This is a genomic window from Sphingomonas sp. IC081 (assembly GCF_006874585.1).
Taxonomy (GTDB): Bacteria; Pseudomonadota; Alphaproteobacteria; order Sphingomonadales; family Sphingomonadaceae; genus Novosphingobium.
The window spans coordinates 2,976,183-2,993,475 of record NZ_CP029761.1 but is presented as its reverse complement, the minus strand read 5'-3'; the positions used below and the strand labels follow the sequence as shown (position 1 = coordinate 2,993,475).

The 17,293-nt window shown below is 65.4% G+C and carries 14 protein-coding genes; 7 read left to right on the top strand and 7 right to left on the bottom strand.

Annotated elements, in window-relative coordinates:
• Positions 1-36: 36 nt before the first annotated feature.
• Entirely contained in the window at positions 37-606 is a 570-nt protein-coding gene (locus DM450_RS14190) for an FMN-dependent NADH-azoreductase (RefSeq protein WP_142635831.1), read from the bottom strand.
• Positions 607-734: 128 nt separating this feature from the next.
• Here DM450_RS14190 and DM450_RS14185 point away from each other — a divergent pair, with 128 nt between their 5' ends.
• Positions 735-1,148 carry a winged helix-turn-helix transcriptional regulator gene (locus DM450_RS14185; protein ID WP_142637934.1) on the top strand — a complete coding sequence of 138 codons (414 nt, stop codon included), beginning with the start codon at positions 735-737 and terminating at the stop codon, positions 1,146-1,148.
• Between the two features lie 138 nt (positions 1,149-1,286).
• Here the strand turns inward: DM450_RS14185 and DM450_RS14180 are convergent, their stop codons facing one another.
• The gene (locus DM450_RS14180) at positions 1,287-2,552 is read right to left on the bottom strand and encodes a cytochrome P450 (RefSeq protein ID WP_142635829.1); all 1,266 of its coding nucleotides are present in this window, start codon (positions 2,550-2,552) and stop codon (positions 1,287-1,289) included.
• 169 nt (positions 2,553-2,721) lie between these two features.
• Between DM450_RS14180 and DM450_RS14175 the strand changes: the two genes are divergently transcribed.
• Positions 2,722-3,672 carry an ABC transporter ATP-binding protein gene (locus DM450_RS14175; RefSeq protein WP_142635827.1) on the top strand — a complete coding sequence of 317 codons (951 nt, stop codon included), beginning with the start codon at positions 2,722-2,724 and terminating at the stop codon, positions 3,670-3,672.
• 79 nt (positions 3,673-3,751) lie between these two features.
• Here DM450_RS14175 and DM450_RS14170 read toward each other — a convergent pair whose 3' ends face one another.
• The gene (locus DM450_RS14170) at positions 3,752-3,946 is read right to left on the bottom strand and encodes a hypothetical protein (RefSeq protein ID WP_142635825.1); all 195 of its coding nucleotides are present in this window, start codon (positions 3,944-3,946) and stop codon (positions 3,752-3,754) included.
• 206 nt (positions 3,947-4,152) lie between these two features.
• Here DM450_RS14170 and nadB point away from each other — a divergent pair, with 206 nt between their 5' ends.
• On the top strand, positions 4,153-5,751 hold the full coding sequence (nadB, locus tag DM450_RS14165; RefSeq protein WP_142635824.1) for an L-aspartate oxidase: 1,599 nt from the start codon (positions 4,153-4,155) through the stop codon (positions 5,749-5,751).
• 94 nt (positions 5,752-5,845) lie between these two features.
• Here the strand turns inward: nadB and DM450_RS14160 are convergent, their stop codons facing one another.
• Positions 5,846-6,091: a GlsB/YeaQ/YmgE family stress response membrane protein gene (locus DM450_RS14160; protein WP_142635822.1), complete on the bottom strand. Its 246-nt coding sequence runs from the start codon at positions 6,089-6,091 to the stop codon at positions 5,846-5,848.
• Positions 6,092-7,011: 920 nt separating this feature from the next.
• On the opposite strand from DM450_RS14160, the gene DM450_RS14155 reads away from it, so the two are divergent.
• A complete protein-coding gene (locus tag DM450_RS14155) occupies positions 7,012-8,934 on the top strand; it encodes a ribonucleoside-diphosphate reductase subunit alpha (RefSeq protein WP_242526376.1) in 1,923 nt (640 codons plus the stop codon).
• Between the two features lie 639 nt (positions 8,935-9,573).
• Positions 9,574-10,701, top strand: coding sequence for a glycerophosphodiester phosphodiesterase family protein (locus DM450_RS14150; RefSeq protein WP_142635818.1), 1,128 nt, complete (start codon positions 9,574-9,576; stop codon positions 10,699-10,701).
• A 112-nt stretch (positions 10,702-10,813) separates the two neighbouring features.
• Here DM450_RS14150 and DM450_RS14145 read toward each other — a convergent pair whose 3' ends face one another.
• The 3 genes from DM450_RS14145 to DM450_RS14135 all read right to left on the bottom strand — a co-directional run bounded on the left by DM450_RS14145 (position 10,814) and on the right by DM450_RS14135 (position 15,222).
• Entirely contained in the window at positions 10,814-12,328 is a 1,515-nt protein-coding gene (locus DM450_RS14145; RefSeq protein ID WP_260609873.1) for an alginate export family protein, read from the bottom strand.
• A gap of 89 nt (positions 12,329-12,417) precedes the next feature.
• Positions 12,418-13,725 (bottom strand): MFS transporter, encoded by a 1,308-nt coding sequence (locus DM450_RS14140; RefSeq protein WP_142635816.1) that lies wholly within the window; start codon positions 13,723-13,725, stop codon positions 12,418-12,420.
• Positions 13,726-13,959: 234 nt separating this feature from the next.
• A complete protein-coding gene (locus DM450_RS14135; RefSeq protein ID WP_142635814.1) occupies positions 13,960-15,222 on the bottom strand; it encodes a gallate dioxygenase in 1,263 nt (420 codons plus the stop codon).
• A 139-nt stretch (positions 15,223-15,361) separates the two neighbouring features.
• Here DM450_RS14135 and DM450_RS14130 point away from each other — a divergent pair, with 139 nt between their 5' ends.
• Both DM450_RS14130 and DM450_RS14125 read left to right on the top strand, forming a co-directional pair.
• Positions 15,362-16,303 carry a helix-turn-helix domain-containing protein gene (locus DM450_RS14130; RefSeq protein WP_185928613.1) on the top strand — a complete coding sequence of 314 codons (942 nt, stop codon included), beginning with the start codon at positions 15,362-15,364 and terminating at the stop codon, positions 16,301-16,303.
• Between the two features lie 177 nt (positions 16,304-16,480).
• Positions 16,481-17,293 carry an IS5 family transposase gene (locus DM450_RS14125; RefSeq protein WP_066213739.1) on the top strand — a complete coding sequence of 271 codons (813 nt, stop codon included), beginning with the start codon at positions 16,481-16,483 and terminating at the stop codon, positions 17,291-17,293.

The following is a 17,293-nucleotide window of genomic DNA, read 5'->3' as shown; positions in this document are numbered from 1 at the left end:
GCGAAATGCGCGCGCCCGGTATCGTCCCGCGCAATATCAGGCGGGAACAGTCAGTGCGCCGGCTTCGGCAAGCGCGTCGGCCAGGGCCTTCTCGCGGACTTCCGGCCCGATGGCGATGCCTTCGGCCAGGACAAAGATCGGATCGGTGATGCCGATGAAGCCGAGCACGGCACGCAGGTAGCTTTCGGCATGCTCGACGGCGGCACCGGGCTGGCCTTCACCGTAGTAGCCGCCGCGCGACAGGGCGACGTAGACCTTCTTGCCGCCGGCCAGGCCATGCGGGCCTTCGGCGGTGTACTGGAAGGTCTTGCCGGCCACCAGCACGCGGTCGAACCAGGCCTTGAGCTGGCTGGGGATGGTGAAGTTGTACATGCCGGCGCCGATCACGATCACGTCGGCGGCGAGGAATTCGGCGAGTTCCGGCGTACCGTCCGGGTTGCCGAGAACGTCGAGCGTCAGGTGCGGCAGGGCTTCGGCGGCGAGATCATGGTAGCTGACTTCGAGCGAGGGATCGGCTGCGGTCAGGTTGGCGACGATGGCGGCCGAAACCGCACGGCTGACCGAGTTTTCGCCGAGGATGCTGGAATCGAGGTGGAGAAGCTTCATGGGGGAGTGCCTTCAGTTGGGAACAGGTGGCCTGGAAACATGCCAGTCTGGAAAAATGACTGGGCATAGCTATGTTGCACCGCGGCGCGCGCCAAGAGCGCATTTTTTCAGGACCAGGTAACGTGAAGATGACTACCCTCGAGCTTGTCGATCTGCCGGAGCAGGCGTCTCCCGCCGAAGTTGTCCACTCCGTCCGCAGCTGCCGCATGTTCGGCGACATCCTTGCGCGCGTGGGTGACAAGTGGTCGATGCTGGTGGTCATGACGCTGCTGGAGGATAACCGCCATTTCAACGAGTTGAAGCGCGGGATCGACGGCATTTCGCAGCAGATGCTGTCCCGCACCTTGCGCGCTCTGGAGCGGGACGGGCTGGTGCTGCGCACGGTCCACGCCAGCGTGCCGGTGCGGGTCGAATATGCGCTGAGCGGACTGGGCCGCTCGCTGGCGGAACCGGTCAAGGCGCTGGGCGCCTGGGCCTTTACCCACCGCGTGTCGATCGAGGCGAGCCGGGCGGTCTACGACAGCCGCAGCGACGGGGTTTGAGGGGGAAGCCTTTCGGCCCGGATAACCGTCATCCCCGCGAAGGCGGGGATCCCGCTTGTTCTTGCGGGCGTGGCGCGAAGGAAGCGGGGCCCCGCCTTCGCGGGGGCGACGGAGTGTTTTCGACAGGATTTCGAAGTATCATTCCAGCTTCAGGTGCAATTCCGCCAGCCCGCGAATGATGTAGCTCGGCTCGTAGGCGATGCGCCGCGCGCCCGCCGGGCCATGGTGCGCTTCGTCGAGCGTGATCGCGCGGGTCGCCGCCAGCAGGCATTCGAGCAGCACCGCCACTTCCGCCCGCGCCAGTTGCGCCCCGGCACAAGTATGGGCGCCGCGTCCGAAGGCGAGGTGTTCCTTGATGCGGGGTCGGCCGATCACGAAGTCGGCGGGGTTCTCCCAGCGGCGCGGATCGCGGTTGGCGGCGGATAGCGAGATTACCAGCCGCTGTCCGGCGGGCACCTCGACACCGCCGATCCGGGTCTTGCGGGCAGCGATGCGGAAGGTGGCCTTGGTCGAGCCTTCGATGCGCAGCACTTCCTCCAGGAACGGGCCGATCTGCGCCGGATTATCGCGCAGTTGCTGTTGCAGCGGCTGGTCCTCGGCGAGACGGCGCAGGGCGTTGCCGATCAGCTTGGCGCTGGTGTCCTGTCCGGCGGCGAAGAGGAACATGGCGGACTTGACCACTTCCATCGCGTCCGGCGTCGAGCCGTCGGGATACGTGGCCATCGCCATCTCGGTCATCACGTCGTCCAGCGGCTGGGCGCGGCGCTCGGCGATGTAACGGACGAAGTAGCCGCCCATCGCCAGCAGCGGGTGGATCGACTGGCCCTCGTCTCCCGCATCCATGTTGCCCGGCGGCGGCGCCGCGTCGATCAGCGCGCGGAAGGCCTCGCGGTCCTCGGGCGGCACGCCCAGCAGGTCGGCGATGACCATGGTGACGAAGGGCGTCGCCACTTCGCCCACCAGTTCGCACCCGCCGCGCGCAACGATGCCCTGCACCATGTCTTCGGCGTAGCGGCGCATGAAGGCTGCGTTGTCCTTCAGGCGCGACGGCACGAACAGCGGATTGAGCAGGGCGCGCGCCGCCGCGTGGCGCGCGCCGTCATAGGAGACCAGCAGTTCGATCTCGCTACCGGGATGGCTGGCGAGTTGCTCGGAAATATCGTCGCCTTCCACCGCGAAGGGCAGCGGTGCCAGCGGATCGGGATTGAGCCAGGAGGAGAAATCGCGCGCGTTCAGCAGCACGTCCAGCGCTTCCTGAAAGCCGGTGACGAGCAGGATGTCGCGGCCCGGCATCGGGCAGACCGGCCCTTCGGCGCGCAGGCGCTCGAAATAGTCGTAGGGATCGAGCAACACCGCGTGGTCGGTGAAATAGTCGGGCTGCGTGTTCAGCGTTGCCGTGGCCATCGTTCGCTCTCCCACCGGTGGCAGGTCGGGACTCGCCTGCCTTTTGTGATATACAGTGGATCGTATTTGTTCGGAGGCAAGCCGTCAATCGCGCAATTGTTGCCGGGCCACGCCGTCTATCCTGCCGCAGGCCCTTTACTGGCAGGCGATCCTGTCCCACATGCGGCGCATGACCAGCTCTGCAAGCGCCGCCATTTCCATCCGCGATCTCAAGAAGCGCTATGCCCCCGCGGGCAGTGGAGAAGGCAAGCTGGCGCTGAAGGGCGTGTCGTTCGATGTGCCCGAAGGCGGCATCTTCGGTCTGCTGGGGCCCAACGGCGCGGGCAAGTCGACGCTGATCAACATCATGGCGGGCCTGGTCCGCAAGACCTCCGGCTCGATCGACATCTGGGGCTTCGACATCGACCGCGACCAGCGCAATGCCAAGCGCTCGATCGGCATCGTGCCGCAGGAAATCGTCTTCGACCCGTTCTTCACGCCTTTCGAGGTGCTGGAGAACCAGGCCGGCCTCTACGGCATCGCCAAGACCCTGCGCCGCAGCGAGGATCTGCTGCGCGCCGTCCACCTCTCCGACAAGCGCGACGCCTATGCCCGTACGCTGTCCGGCGGCATGAAGCGCCGCCTGCTGATCGCCAAGGCGCTGGTCCACCAGCCGCCGGTGCTGGTGCTGGACGAGCCGACCGCCGGCGTCGACGTCGAACTGCGCCGCCAGCTCTGGGAACTCGTCACCGAACTCAACCGCGAAGGCGCGACGATCGTGCTGACCACGCACTACCTCGAGGAAGCCGAGGAGCTGTGCGACCGCATCGCCATCATCAACCACGGCGAACTGATCGCCAACAAGCCGACCCGCGAACTCGTCGGCATGGCGCGCGAGAAGATCCTGGTCCTCACCCTCGACCGCGAGATGACCGAGCTGCCGAGCCACCCCGGCTTCGTGAAGTGCGAAAAGTCCGGCGAGCGCGAACTGCAGATCACCTACGACAAGGACCGGGCCAACGCGGGCGAGATTCTCTCGGCGGTGCAGGCGCAGGGGTTTGCCATCGTCGACGTGACGACGCGCGAGGCGGATCTGGAGGATGTCTTTGTCAGCCTGACGAGCGATGCCCGTCCTGCCTGATCGGGCTGGCCGGGTGGAGGCATTCCGAGAATAGGGGCGATTCGGCCGTCGCACCGGCCGAACGCAGGCATTTCAGGTTTCAGTCCGCCAGCTGGGCGGTTTCCGCCGGGTCTTCCCGCCACTGCTTCGGGCCGTGACGGCGGATGTCCTTGCCGCAGCCGTTGCAGGCCGCGACATAGTTCACGCCGTCCCAGCGCACTGCGCCGCGCCGGGGTTCATGCCGGTTGAAGGCGCAGAATATCGACCGAAAGGATTGCCTGGAAAACGAGGACATCACGACATGCTCCGTTCAAATGATTCCCGAAGCAGTTTCGAAGTGCTTCGTACGGCGCGACCGTCAGGCGGAATGGGGAGCGTTATGTCTTTGTGATTGGGTGGTTGTTTATCGCAATGATCGCTGCGCTGCAACATGATTGCGAGGCAAGCAAAGGTGCAAAGCTAAATATTGCGCCTTGGCGATAGTCTCGGCATGGAGCCCGGATGTCGACGAATCCTGCCCCCGCTTCCGCTTTTGACGTCATCGTGGTCGGTTCCGGCGCTGCCGGCCTGACCGCAGCGCTTGCGCTGGCCGAGAACCTCAAGGTGCTGGTCCTTGCCAAGGGCGGGCTGACCGGGGGGTCCACCGCCTGGGCGCAGGGCGGCATTGCCGCGGTGCTCGATGCCGGGGACACGTTCGAGGAGCATGTCAGCGACACGATGATTGCCGGGGCCGGGCTCAACCGGCTCGAGACCGTGGAGTTCGTGATCGAGCGGGCGCCGCTGGCGATCGAGCGCCTGGTCGAACTGGGGGTGCCGTTCAACACCGAGGGCGACGAGCTTCATCTCACCCGCGAGGGTGGCCATTCGCATCGCCGCATCGTCCACGTCGCCGATGCCACCGGCTGGGCGGTGCAGAGCGCGCTGCTCAAGGCGGCCGAGGACAATCCCAACATCACCCTGCTGCCGGGCCAGTCGTGCATCGACCTCATCACCGGGCGGCATGAGGAGCGTTATTCGGGCTCGGGCCGGGTCTGGGGGGTCTACGCGCTCGACGAGCAGACCGGCCGGGTCACGGCCCATACCGCCCGCGCGACGATCCTGGCGACGGGCGGCGCCGGCCGCGTCTACCAGTTCTCGACCGCGCCGCGCGGGGCGACCGGCGACGGCATCGCCATGGCCTGGCGGGCGGGCGCGCGTGTCTCCAACATGGAGATGATGCAGTTCCATCCGACCTGCCTCTACAATCTCGAGGTCAAGAATTTCCTCATCACCGAGGCGGTGCGCGGCGAGGGCGGACAATTGAGGCACCCGGTAACCGGACACCGCTTCATGCCCGACTATGACGAGCGGGCCGAACTGGCCCCGCGCGACGTCGTCGCGCGGGCCATCGACGACCAGATCAAGCGTTACGGCCTCGACTATGTCCATCTCGACATCAGCCACCAGCCCGAGGCCTTCGTGAAGGAGCACTTCCCGAACATCCACGAGAAGCTGCTGGGGCTTGGCATCGACATGACCAGGGAGCCGATCCCGGTGGTGCCCGCGCAGCACTATACCTGCGGCGGCATCCTCATCGACCTTGACGGCAAGACCGACCTGCCCGGTCTCTATGCGGCGGGCGAATGCACCGAGAGCGGGCTGCACGGCGCCAATCGCCTGGCCTCGAACTCGCTGCTCGAGTGCTTCGTGTTCGGCGAGGCCTGCGCGGCGCATATCCTCGACCACTGGGACGCCTTCGACGCGCCGCCGCCGGTGCGCCAGTGGGACGAAAGCCGGGTGACCGATTCCGACGAGGAAGTCGTCATCAAGCAGAACTGGACCGAGATCCGCCGCTTCATGTGGAACTACGTGGGCATCGTGCGCACCACCAAGCGGCTGGAACGCGCGATGCACCGCATCCAGATGCTGAACGGCGAAGTGGAGGAATATTACCGCCACTTCCGCGTCTCGACCGATCTGATCGAACTGCGCAACCTGCTCCAGACCGCCGAACTCATCGTGCGATCGGCGCTGCACCGGCACGAGAGCCGGGGCCTGCATTTCACGCTCGACTATCCGGCAACCGAAGCGGCGCCGCAGGACACCGTGCTGGTGCCCTGATGACGCCCGGGGCGTAGGGGGCAGGGCGCTTGTGCGCCCTGATCATACCCTGCGATAAGGGGCAGGGCGCTCGTGCGCCCTGCTTGGGTCTGCGTCACATGCCGATATGCAGCGCGCGGCCGATGAAGATCAGCGCCATCGCGCCCAGTACCGAGGCGAGGCAGCCCGCGCGCTGGAAACCGGCCTCGCCGCGCGTGGTGATGAGCCCGGCGGCAAACGAACCGCCGATGCCGAGCAGGATCGTCGCGACCCAGCTCATGTCGACGAAGCCGGGATAGAGCCAGCGCGCCAGCACGCCGATGACGAGACCGCTGATGATGGCGCCGATCAGGTTGATCATGAAATCGAATGTCCTTGAAGCTTGGCCGGAATGGCGGGCGGGATGGTGAGGGTAGAAGTGTCCGCCTGAATGGAAGTTGCAAGGAGTCTTCGGCCAAGCGCGGACCGGACTCGGCGAATGCAGCGCGCGGAATGCGGGATTCGCCGTGTCACGGCTTTGCGACGAACCGAGCGGCCGGTGATGGCAGGCACGGGGAAAACTGCGATCAAGTCTCTAGACAGGCGGCAAAAGCTGCCGCTCGGGGGGACTCGTTTCGCCGCAAACGCGATTCGCTTCGTCGCCGTTTTATGTGGAAAAATTTTTGTGATCGGGGGTGAAATTGCCCCTTGCGCAAATGCCCGATGACGCAGTTCCCGCGCGTCGCGCCCGCTATCTGCCTGTAAACCCCTCCCCTGCGCTTGCCGTTCGCGGGCACGACCCCCACTTGCGTTGGAAAGCAGAAAAGGCACTATGGGTTGTGGCGCGTCGGTCGCGGGGCATCTAAACCTAGGTATTGTCGTTTTCGGCTCGTGGGGGCACGGCGGGAACGATTCCGGGCGGGATGTCAGGCTTCTCGAGCAAGGTGCCTGGGTCGGTCAGGGAATTTTGTTCTCTTCTTGCGCCGTCCGTGCCCGCCGGGTCGATCCCTCGATCCCGACGACTCGCGCGGATGGTCCGGTCGGCCTCGACGCCAAGTTGTGAAGGCGCCTTGTGGCGCTTCGATGACGCCGCAGACAGCAACGGGGGCTAATGTGGATTTCAGGAACGGAAGCGACGCTGAAGTGAACAGCTCCGATGTTATGGATGGTCAGGTCGAGATGCCTGGCTTCGAATTGAACCGACCCGAGCCTTCGAAGGCGCCTGCGAAGGCTCCCAAGGCACCCGCCAAGGCAACCGGGGCGAAGCAGGAAAAGGAGGCGGGCGTGGGCCCGGCAATCGCGATGGACAAGACCGATACCGCTTCGGACGCACTGGTCGTTGATGCCCTGGCGGCTGTTGCCGCCGCCGCCTCGGCCGGCGCCGCCGCAAAGCCGCGCGTCAGCGATTCCAAGACGATCCACGATCGCCGCTTCACCATCGTCACCGACGATTCGCGCAACGACCTGCTGACCGATTTCGGCAAGGAAACGCTCGACGATCGTTACCTGCTGCCCGGCGAGAAGTACCAGGACCTGTTCGCCCGCGTCGCCGACGCCTATGCGGACGACCAGGAGCACGCCCAGCGCATCTACGACTACATCTCCAAGCTGTGGTTCATGCCCGCCACCCCCGTTCTCTCGAACGGCGGCACCGGCCGCGGGTTGCCGATCTCGTGCTACCTGAACTCGGTGGACGACAGCCTCGACGGCATTCTCGCCACCTGGACCGAGAACGTCTGGCTCGCCTCGCGCGGCGGCGGCATCGGCACCTACTGGGGCAACGTGCGCGGCATCGGTGAGCCGGTCGGCCTCAACGGCAAGACCAGCGGCATCATTCCCTTCGTGCGCGTGATGGATTCGCTCACCCTGGCGATCTCGCAGGGCTCGCTGCGCCGTGGTTCGGCGGCCTGCTACCTCGACGTCTCGCACCCCGAGATCGAGGAATTCCTCGAGATCCGCAACACCACGGGCGACTTCAACCGCAAGGCGCTCAACCTGCACCACGGCGTGCTGCTGACCGACGAGTTCATGGAAGCCGTGCGCGACGGCACCGACTTCGATCTCAGGAGCCCCAAGGACGGTTCGGTGCGCGGCACCGTGCACGCCCGCTCGCTGTTCCAGAAGCTGGTCGAAACCCGCCTGCGCACGGGCGAGCCCTACTTCGTGTTCTCCGACACCGTGAATCGCACGATGCCCAAGCATCACCGCGATCTCGGCCTCAAGGTCTCGACCTCGAACCTCTGCTCGGAAATCACCCTGCCGACCGGCCGCGACCACCTTGGTAACGACCGTACCGCCGTCTGCTGCCTGTCCTCGCTCAACATCGAGACCTGGGAAGAGTGGAAGGGCGAAAAGCGCTTCATCGAGGACGTGCTGCGTTTCCTCGACAACGTCCTGCAGGACTACATCGACCGCGCGCCCGACGAGATGGCCCGCGCCCGCTACTCCGCCGAGCGCGAACGCTCGGTCGGCATGGGCGTCATGGGCTTCCACTCGTACCTCCAGAAGCGCGGCATCGCCTTCGAGAGCGCGATGGCCAAGGCGCTGAACATGCAGATGTTCCAGCACATCGCCGCCAAGGCGGACGAAGCCTCGCTGCTGCTGGCCCAGGAACGCGGCGCCTGCCCGGACGCGGCCGACATGGGCGTGATGCAGCGCTTCAGCTGCAAGATGGCGATCGCGCCGACCGCGTCGATCTCGATCATCTGCGGCGGCACTTCGGCCTGCATCGAGCCGATCCCGGCCAATATCTACACCCACAAGACGCTCTCGGGCAGCTTCGTGGTGAAGAACCCCTACCTCGAGAAGCTGCTGGCCTCGAAGTCGAAGGATTCCACCAACGTGTGGAACTCGATCCTCGAACACGGCGGCTCGGTCCAGCAGCTCGACTTCCTCAGCCCCGAGGAAAAGGCGATCTTCAAGACCAGCTTCGAGATCGACCAGCGCTGGCTGCTCGAATTCGCGGCGGACCGTACGCCCTATATCGACCAGGCCCAGTCGCTGAACCTGTTCATCCCGGCGGACGTGGACAAGTGGGACCTCATGATGCTGCACTTCCAGGCCTGGGAGAAGGGCATCAAGTCGCTCTACTACCTGCGCTCGAAGTCGGTGCAGCGCGCGGGCTTCGCAGGCTCGGGCGGCGTCGAGGCGGACAATACGCCCGAAGCGCCCAAGTTCGAGATCGGCGAGACGACCGACTACGACGAGTGCCTTGCTTGCCAGTAAAGGTAGGCTGACAGGATCACCGAGAGGCGGCTCTCCGGCTTCGTGCTGGAGGGCCGTTTTCGTTTTGGGGAAGAACAAGGGAGAAAGCAGGGGAGCATAGCCCCCCTGCACCCCCAATACCGTCTAGGTCACGCGGACCAACTGCGTGGCGAGCCCACGGCGGCGTCGGGAGACATATTGGCTGCGCCGCAGGGAGCGCACTATGGCAAGGCAGGGCGCAACAAATATGTTTCGAGGGTCTGGGGGATCTCTTGAGCTTGTCGAAGGGCCCCAGGGCTTCCTTTTTTCTTCTTCTTCCAACCCCTTCTGACCTAAATCTGTCATTCCCGAAGCCTAGGTCGTAAACTCATAAACGACACCATCGAGGCGCCCAAATGGCGAACAGCTCGGGCCGAAGTTGCCGCCGGGCGGGCTGGTTGCCCGTCCAAGGCAGCTTCGGTTCGAGATGGAAGCCATTTGGGCGCCCCTTCGGGGTTTGCCCAAAATGGCCCAGCGCTGCGTCGGGAAGTCTTGAAATATCGACATATTCCAGCGCCTTCCCTCCTGCCGCTGAGCCATTTTGCCTCAAACCTCGATGGTGCCGTTTATGAGTTTACGACCTAGCTGCCCCTCGTAAAACGCTTCCCAAGGATCCCCCCGATGATTGACCGCCGTTCGCTTGTAGGTGCCGGACTGGGCGTGGGGCTGGCGGCGGGGTTCGGGCCCGGCGTGCTGGCAGCGCCTGCGAGAGCGCGGCCCGCGCGTCCGGCCAGGCCGCTGGTGATCGGTCATCGCGGCTGTTCGGCGCTGCGGCCCGAGCATACGCTTGGTTCCTATGCCAAGGCGATTGCCGATGGCGCGGACTTCATCGAGCCCGATCTGGTCAGCACCCGGGACGGCGTGCTGATCGCGCGGCACGAGAACAACATCGCCGAGACCACCGACGTTTCCGCCCGGCCCGAATTCGCCGGGCGCAAGGCGACCAAGACCATCGATGGCGAGCAGGTGACCGGCTGGTTCACCGAGGACTTCACGCTGGCGGAGATCAAGAGCCTGCGCGCGAAGGAGCGGCTGGGGGCATTGCGTCCGGAAAGCCATGCCCACGACGGGCAGTTCCAGGTCGTGACCTTCGAGGAAATCGCCGATTTTGTCGCCGCCGAGGCAGCCGCGCGTGGGCGGGTGATCGGGGTGATCCCGGAACTGAAGCACTCGACCTACTTTGCCTCGATCGGCCTGCCGCTGGAGCAGCGTTTTCTCGACCGGCTGCATGCCAGCGCCTATCTCCAGAGCGCGCCGGTGATCGTGCAGAGCTTCGAGATCGCCAACCTGAAGTGGCTGCGCGCGCGTCTGGATGCCCTCTCGAATGTCCAGTTGCTGCAATTGACCGTGCCCGGTTCGATGCGTCCGGCGGATGTGGTGGCGAGGGGCGCGGGCCCGACCTTCGACCAGATGCACAGCGATGCCGGTCTGGCGGAAATCGCGAGGTATGCCGACTGGATCTCGCCCAACAATCTGGCGCTGCTCGGGCGGGACAAGGACGGCAAGCTGCTGCCGCAAGGCACCGGTCTTGTCGAACGCGCCCATGCGGCGGGGCTGCTGGTCTCGACCTGGACCTTCCGCCCGGAGAACTACTTCCTGCCTGCCGATCTGCGCGACGGCACCGAGCAGGGCAAGCGCAATCCGGCGGGATCCGTGGCCGAAATCCGCCGCTATCTGGCGCTGGGGATCGACTCGTTCTTCACGGACGATCCGGCGATCGGGCGTCAGGCTGTTGACGGGCGGGCCTGATACGCGGATTTCGGGGGAGGGGTCGGCCTTGCCCAAGGCCGATTGCAAATCAGAAAAAAGGCAGGGAAGCCAATACTCCCCTGCCTTTCCTTCTTGAGATCGGTCGTTCGGCTCAGAACTTGTAGTTCGCCATCAGGCCGAAGTAGTTGCCGCTCTTGCCGCCGTTGTCCTGGAAGGAATCGCTGGCGGCGAAGTAGGTTTCCCAGAGGCGGAAGGCGAGGCGGTCGGTAGCCTGCCACGAGGCTTCGAGGTTGAGGTCGGTGCCGATCCGGCGGCTGGAATTGTAGGGTGCGAAGCTTGATCCCGAGGGGCCGATGTAGACGCCGTCGCCCTTGCTGGCGCGCCACAGGAAGTCCGGGCCGGCCATGACGGTGATCGCCGGAGTCGGCTTCACGGTGACCGAGGGGTAGAGGTCCATCAGGTTCGAGAAGCTGAAGAACGCGGCCTCGCTGATCAGCGGCAGGCGGGCGGCGGCGGGCACGAAAGTGCTCACCTTGTTGTCGGCGAGGTCCTTGTCGCCGCTGAAGTAGTTGGCGCGCAGGCCGAGGCGCGGCTTCATCGGCGCGTCGCCGAAAGTGTATCCGCCTTCGAACATGACGCCGTAGGCGTCGATTTCCTTGCCGATGAACCGGCCACTCTGGTGGGTGCCTTCCAGGTCGAGGTCCCAGTGGGGACCGCGCTTCCACAGGCGGGCGCCCCAGTTGTTGCGGTCGTCCTTGCCGACGCCGGCGGCCAGCGTCGCGCGGTCGCGCTCCATCTCGTACCAGTAGATGTCGGTGCCGAAGCCGGCGATGCGGTTGGGTGCGCTGATGTAGACGCCGTGGAAGTCCTGCGCGTGGTTCGGGCCGTCGTTGAACGTGCCCGGATCGATCAGGATCGGCTTCACCGCAAAGACATCCACCGAGACCTTGCCCGGCAGGATGTAGGTGGCGCGCACACCCTGATAGGTGAAGCGCATGTTGAGGCCCTCGCGCACGCCTGCCAGCTTGCCGTTGCCCAGCGGCATCTCGAAGCGGCCGGGACGGAAGGTGATCTTGCCGGCATCGCCCAGCGGTACCGTCACGTCGACGAAGGCCTGGTAGATGTCCAGCTTGTCGCGGTTGGGGCCGGTGGCGAAGCTCTCGCCATATTCGCGGTTGTCGCCCAGTTCGAGGTAGGCGCGCAGGTTCGGGCCGACATGCAGGTCCGCCAGCAGACGCAGGCGGGTCTGGACGGGATTGTTGCTGTCATTTGCCGAAAGGCCCAGCTTGGCGTGGTGCCAGTCGGTATAGTAGACGCGCGCCTCGCCGCCGAGCGTGAGGTAGATGTCGTCACCCGCGATGGGGAGGTGCTTGATCTTTTCGAGCAGCGGCGCATCGGCATCGGGCTTTTTCGACCAGTCCTCGGTCCAGCGGATGTTCTGCGGCAGGCCTTCAGGGCCGGGGCGGCCGCCGGGCATGGCTTCGGCGGGGCGCGCCTGCGACTTGGCGGGGCGGATGCCGGGAGGGGCCTGGGTGGAGAGCGTGCCGGCCTCGCCGGTCTTGGCGGTTTCGGGCGGGACCGACTGCGCGAGCGCGGGCTGGACGGCGAACATGGCCGCAGCGGCCGTGCCGCAGGCGAGAAGGGTCAGGGCGCGGGACATGCGCATGGGGGGAATTCCTCTCTGAAACGTCTTGGTATTTTTACTCGGGACGACCGGCCGCACCCCGGCCGTCCCGCATTTCTCTCTTGCCCGGATCAGGCGATCGCGGTTTCGCGGTAGCGCACCAGCGACAGCGCGACGGCCGCAATCAGGGTGCCGCAGGCCAGCGTCATGGCGACCGGGGCGAGCGCCCAGCCGGAGCTGAACAGCAGGCCGGCGACGATCGGGCCGAGCGCCGCACCGGCGCGGCCCACGCCGATGACCAGGCCGGTGCCGCCGCCGCGCAGCGCGGCCGGGTAGCTCTGGGCGATCACGGCATAGAAACCGGCGATGGCGGCATTGAGGAAGAAGCAGGCCACGCAGGCGATCAGCGAGAGGCCGCTCAGCGTCGTGAAGCCCTGGCCGAACAGCATGACTGCGCCCGCACCCAGCACCATCGAGGCGACCACCAGCGGGCGGATGCCGACTTTCTGGCTGAGCAGGCTGACGACGACCGAGCCGATGGCGCCGCCGACGTTTGCCCAGACCAGCACGCCGCCGGCCGATGCCGGCGCAAAGCCGAGGTCGACGACGATCTTGGGGATCCACTTCACCAGGAAGTAGAAGGTCATCATGTGGAAGAAGCACACCGCGGTCAGCAGCACCGTCACGCTGGCAAGGCCGGGCGCGAAAAGCGCGGCGACGCTGGTGCGCTTCTTGGCCGGATCGACCGGCGGCAGCGCGGCGAGCGGCTGGCGGTTCTGCTTCACCAGCGTGCGGTTGATCTTCTCCAGCGCACCGGCAGGGCGCCGCAGCAGCAGGAAGGCCATGGTTTCAGGCACCAGCCAGAGCACCAGCGGGATGAAGCACAGCGTGATCACCGCGCCGAATTCGAAGACCGACTGCCAGTGGCCGGTAGCGCCAAGCAGCATCGAGGCGATCGAGCCGCCAACGATGGCGCCCATCGGATAGCCGCCGGCCATGATCGCGACGGTGAGGTTGCGGCGCCTGGCGTTCGAACATTCGGCAACGACGGCATTGGTCGCGGCGAGCATGCCGCCGATGCCGAGGCCGGTGAACAGGCGGTAGACCGAAAGGACCGGCACGCTGGTGGCGGTGGAGGCCAGGAACATGCCGCTGCCCATGATGACGAGGCAGGCCAGCAGCGTCGGGCGGCGGCCGACTTTGTCAGCCAGGCTGCCGAGAATGAAGGCGCCGATGCCCATGCCGAACAGTTCCATCGACAGCACGAGGCCGAGCGCGGCGCGGTCGATGCCCCAGTCCTTGGCGATGCCGGGCGCGGCAAAGCTGATCGACAGGACGTCGAACCCGTCAAGGGCGTTGAGCGCGGTCGCGATGCCGATGGCAATGATCTGCCGGTAATGCATCGGCTCGCGCGCGATGATGGCGCGTGGGTCTTCCATGCACTTCTCCTGTGGTACCGCTGCCTTCCGAGGGCGCGGGAATTATTGGCGACGCTGGCGGCGGCGCATGGCTGGACTCAAGTGTCCGATCCGAAACTCTCGTGCCGGATTGTTCGGTGCCGGCCCTCTCCTCCACCCGGCCGCCCGACAGGGGGACTTGTGGAAGGTCGGGAGGGGGGAGAGGGCCAGTACCGAACCGAAATTCACCGCTGCGGCGAATTTCGAATCAGAACCTCAGGCCGGCTGTGCCGCCACCGAGTAAGTGACCTGCTGGTTGCGGGTCTTCATGAAGTCCTCAAGCGTCTCTCCGCGCATTGAGGCATAAATGTCCAAATTGGATACCCCCGTCACGGCCGCCAGTTTCTCCAGAACGAAGAAGATGGCGCCGTAATGGATCAGCCCGCGCCAGTCGCGATTGCGGACAAGTTGCTGTTCCTGTTCGCTAAGTCCGCCGGATCCCATCGCCTTGTCCGCATCGGCGAGGAAGGCGGCGCGGGCCTCGGGCTCGACCAGCGCGTGAAGGAAACGATTCAGGCGATAAGCCTTGGCACTGCGCTCCAGCGTGTAGGGATATGTGCCCTCAAGGCGTTCGGCGCCTGCCAGTTGCTGGTTCATGCGGGCGCGGTGGGCGGTGAGGAAGGCCGCGTCGGGTTCCGGTGATTGGTTCTCGTAGACGGCGGTGGCGATGCCGGTCATCGACGGCAGGTAATAGCTGCGGTGCAGGCAGCGCACCCGCGCGGAGAGCGCGCCGCGCATGATCAGCCACATGATGACCTCGGCGCCCTCCATGCCGCCAAGCTGCGCATACTGGGCGTGGGTCATGCGGCAGAGCGCTTCGGGATCGTTTTCCAGCAGGTCCATGAAGCGGGCGTCCCATTCGGGATTGTTGAAGCCGCAGCGCTCGCCGTGGACCTGGTGCGACAGACCGCCGGTGGCGACCAGCGCGACCTTGAGGTCTTCGGGGTAACTCTCGATGGCGGTGCGCAGCGCCTGCCCCAGCTTGAAGCAGCGGCGGGCGGTGGGGATCGGGAATTGCAGCACGCCGACCTGCAGCGGCACGATCTGCACCGGCCATTCGCCCTGCTCATGAGGCAGCAGCACCGAGAGCGGCGAGAAGCAGCCGTGGTCCAGCCCGCGTCCGCGGAAAGTGCCGATGTCGAACTCGTCGGTCATCAGGCTCTGGACGATGTGGCGCGAGAGCCCGGCATGGCCGCCGATGGTCGGCAGGTGACGCGCGCCGCCGCCTTCGTCCGCCACGTTATAGCGTTCGTCCACGCCCATGGTGAAAGGGGCGTAGTGATCGAAGAAGAACGAGGTGATGTGGTCGTTGTAGACGATCAGCAAGACATCCGGCTGCTTCGCGTCCAGCCAGGTGCGCACCGGCGCGTAGGCGTCGAAGATCGGCTTCCATGCCGGATCGTCCTGCTTCTTCGCGTCGAGCGCGAAGCCGATGGTGGGCGTGTGCGAGCTGGCGATAGCGCCAATGATCCGGGCCATGCGGGGCCGTCCTTCTTTGTCGAGCATCCATTCCACTGCGGATCGGTTCCGGTGAATGCCCGAGAGCACGCCGGTCCTGCCGCTTGTGCCCCCATCCACTTTAAACTAGTTCGGGTCCATGTCGGAAATTGAAAATCGTTTGGACTTTTCGCCAAATGAACCCACGCCGCACGAAACCGCCGTCGGCAGTGTCAGCGCCGCTTCGGTTCCGCGCTATGTGCTTTATGGAGAGACCGGCGCGCGGGCAGACTGGTTCGTCAATGTCGAGCGGCTGGATGAGCGCTGCCGCGAACGCGGCTGGGCGATCAAGCCGCACACCCATCCGCACTTCCTGCAGATCGGCGTCTGCACTGCGGCGGGGGGAGAGATCACGCTGGAAGGGCAGGGCCATCGCTTCCGGCCCGGCAGCGTCATGGTGGTGCCGCCCTACCGTATTCATGGCTTCCGCTACGAACCGGAGGCCAATGGCTGGATGCTGACGGTGGAGAAGGGCTACCTCGAAGACCTGCTGGTACGTGCACCGGTGCTCAAGGGCCTGCTGGAGGCGCCGCGCCTGTTCGATCTGGCCGAGCCCGCGCTTGGCCGCATCGATGCGGAGTTCGTGCAATTGCGCGAGGAAATGGCAGGGCAGCGCCACGGCCGTGCCATTGCCGCCGAGATCCACTTGCAGGCCATCCTGCTGCAACTGCTGCGCCACTGCCCGGAATCGAGCACGGCCTCGCCCGCTGCCGGTTCGCGCTACGAAATCGTCGAGCGGTTCAAGGCGCTGGTGGAGGCGCGCTACCGGGAGCAGCCGCTGCTGCCGGATATGGCATCGAGGCTGGGTATCAGCGTCTCGCAGCTAAGGCTGGCCTGCAACCAGGTGACCGGCCTCTCGCCCAACGCCCTGATCCATGAGCGCACCGTGGCCGAGGCCAAGCGCTGTCTGGCCTATACCGGCATGACCATCTCGGAGCTGTCGGACTGGCTGGGCTTCAGCGATGTCGCCTATTTTTCGCGCTTCTTCACGCGCAAGGTGGGCGAGACGCCCAGCGGGTTTCGTCGGGCGCAGCGGTTCGGATCGGTGGCGGTCCGGGCTTAGAGTCTGTTTGAAAAATGCCCGAAACGGCATTGTAGGGGCGGGGGAGGGAGTGGACCGATGCCGGGAAATTCGCTTTTCGTGAATTTCCAAACGGTCTCTCAGAGGCCGTTTCGAAAGGAGTTGAGCGGCTGAGGTTCGTGTGATTCCGGGGGTTTTGCAGACAACCCGGAGATCTTGATGTGGACCCCAGCCACCCGCGTGCAGCATACGCGTGTTTCGAAGCGTTACCAGACGGATTTGAGCGATGCTGAGTGGGCGCTGATCGCGGCATTTGTTCCCGAGGCGCGCACGACGGGGCGGCGACGGCAATGGCCAATGCGCGAAATCGTGAACGCCATCTTCTACGTTCTGCGCGGCGGGATTGCATGGCGGTTGCTGCCCAAGGACTTCCCGCCGTGGCAGACGGTCTACCGCTGGTTTGCCCGGTTTCGTGACGAATGCCTGTTCGAGCGGATCAACCATGCGCTGGTCGCGCTCGATCGCGAGCGAGCCGGAAGGGACGCCTCGCCAAGCGCAGCCATCATCGACAGTCAGAGCGTCAAGACCACCGAGAGCGGCGGACCGCGCGGCTACGATGCTGGCAAGAAGATCAAAGGTCGCAAGCGCCATGCTCTGGTCGATACTGACGGCAGGCCGCTGCTTGTCGAGCCGCACACCGCCGATGTCCAGGATCGTGATGGCGGCGGCGCGTTGCTGCAAATCTCGCGCGGCCTCTTCCCGTTCATCGAGAAGGTCTGGGCCGATGGCGGCTATAACCATCACCGTGTCACCGAGGCGACCCGCATCACCGTCGAGATAGTCAGCAAGATCGCCGGGCAGTCCGGCTTCGTCGTCCTCCCTCGGCGCTGGGTGGTCGAGCGGTTCTTCGCTTGGGTCAATCGAAACCGCCGTCTGGCCAAGGACGTGGAAGCCACCCTCAAATCCGCCGCAGCCTTCCTCTACGCCGCCGCCGCCATGCTCATGCTACGCCGTTTGGCTCGGTCAGCGTGA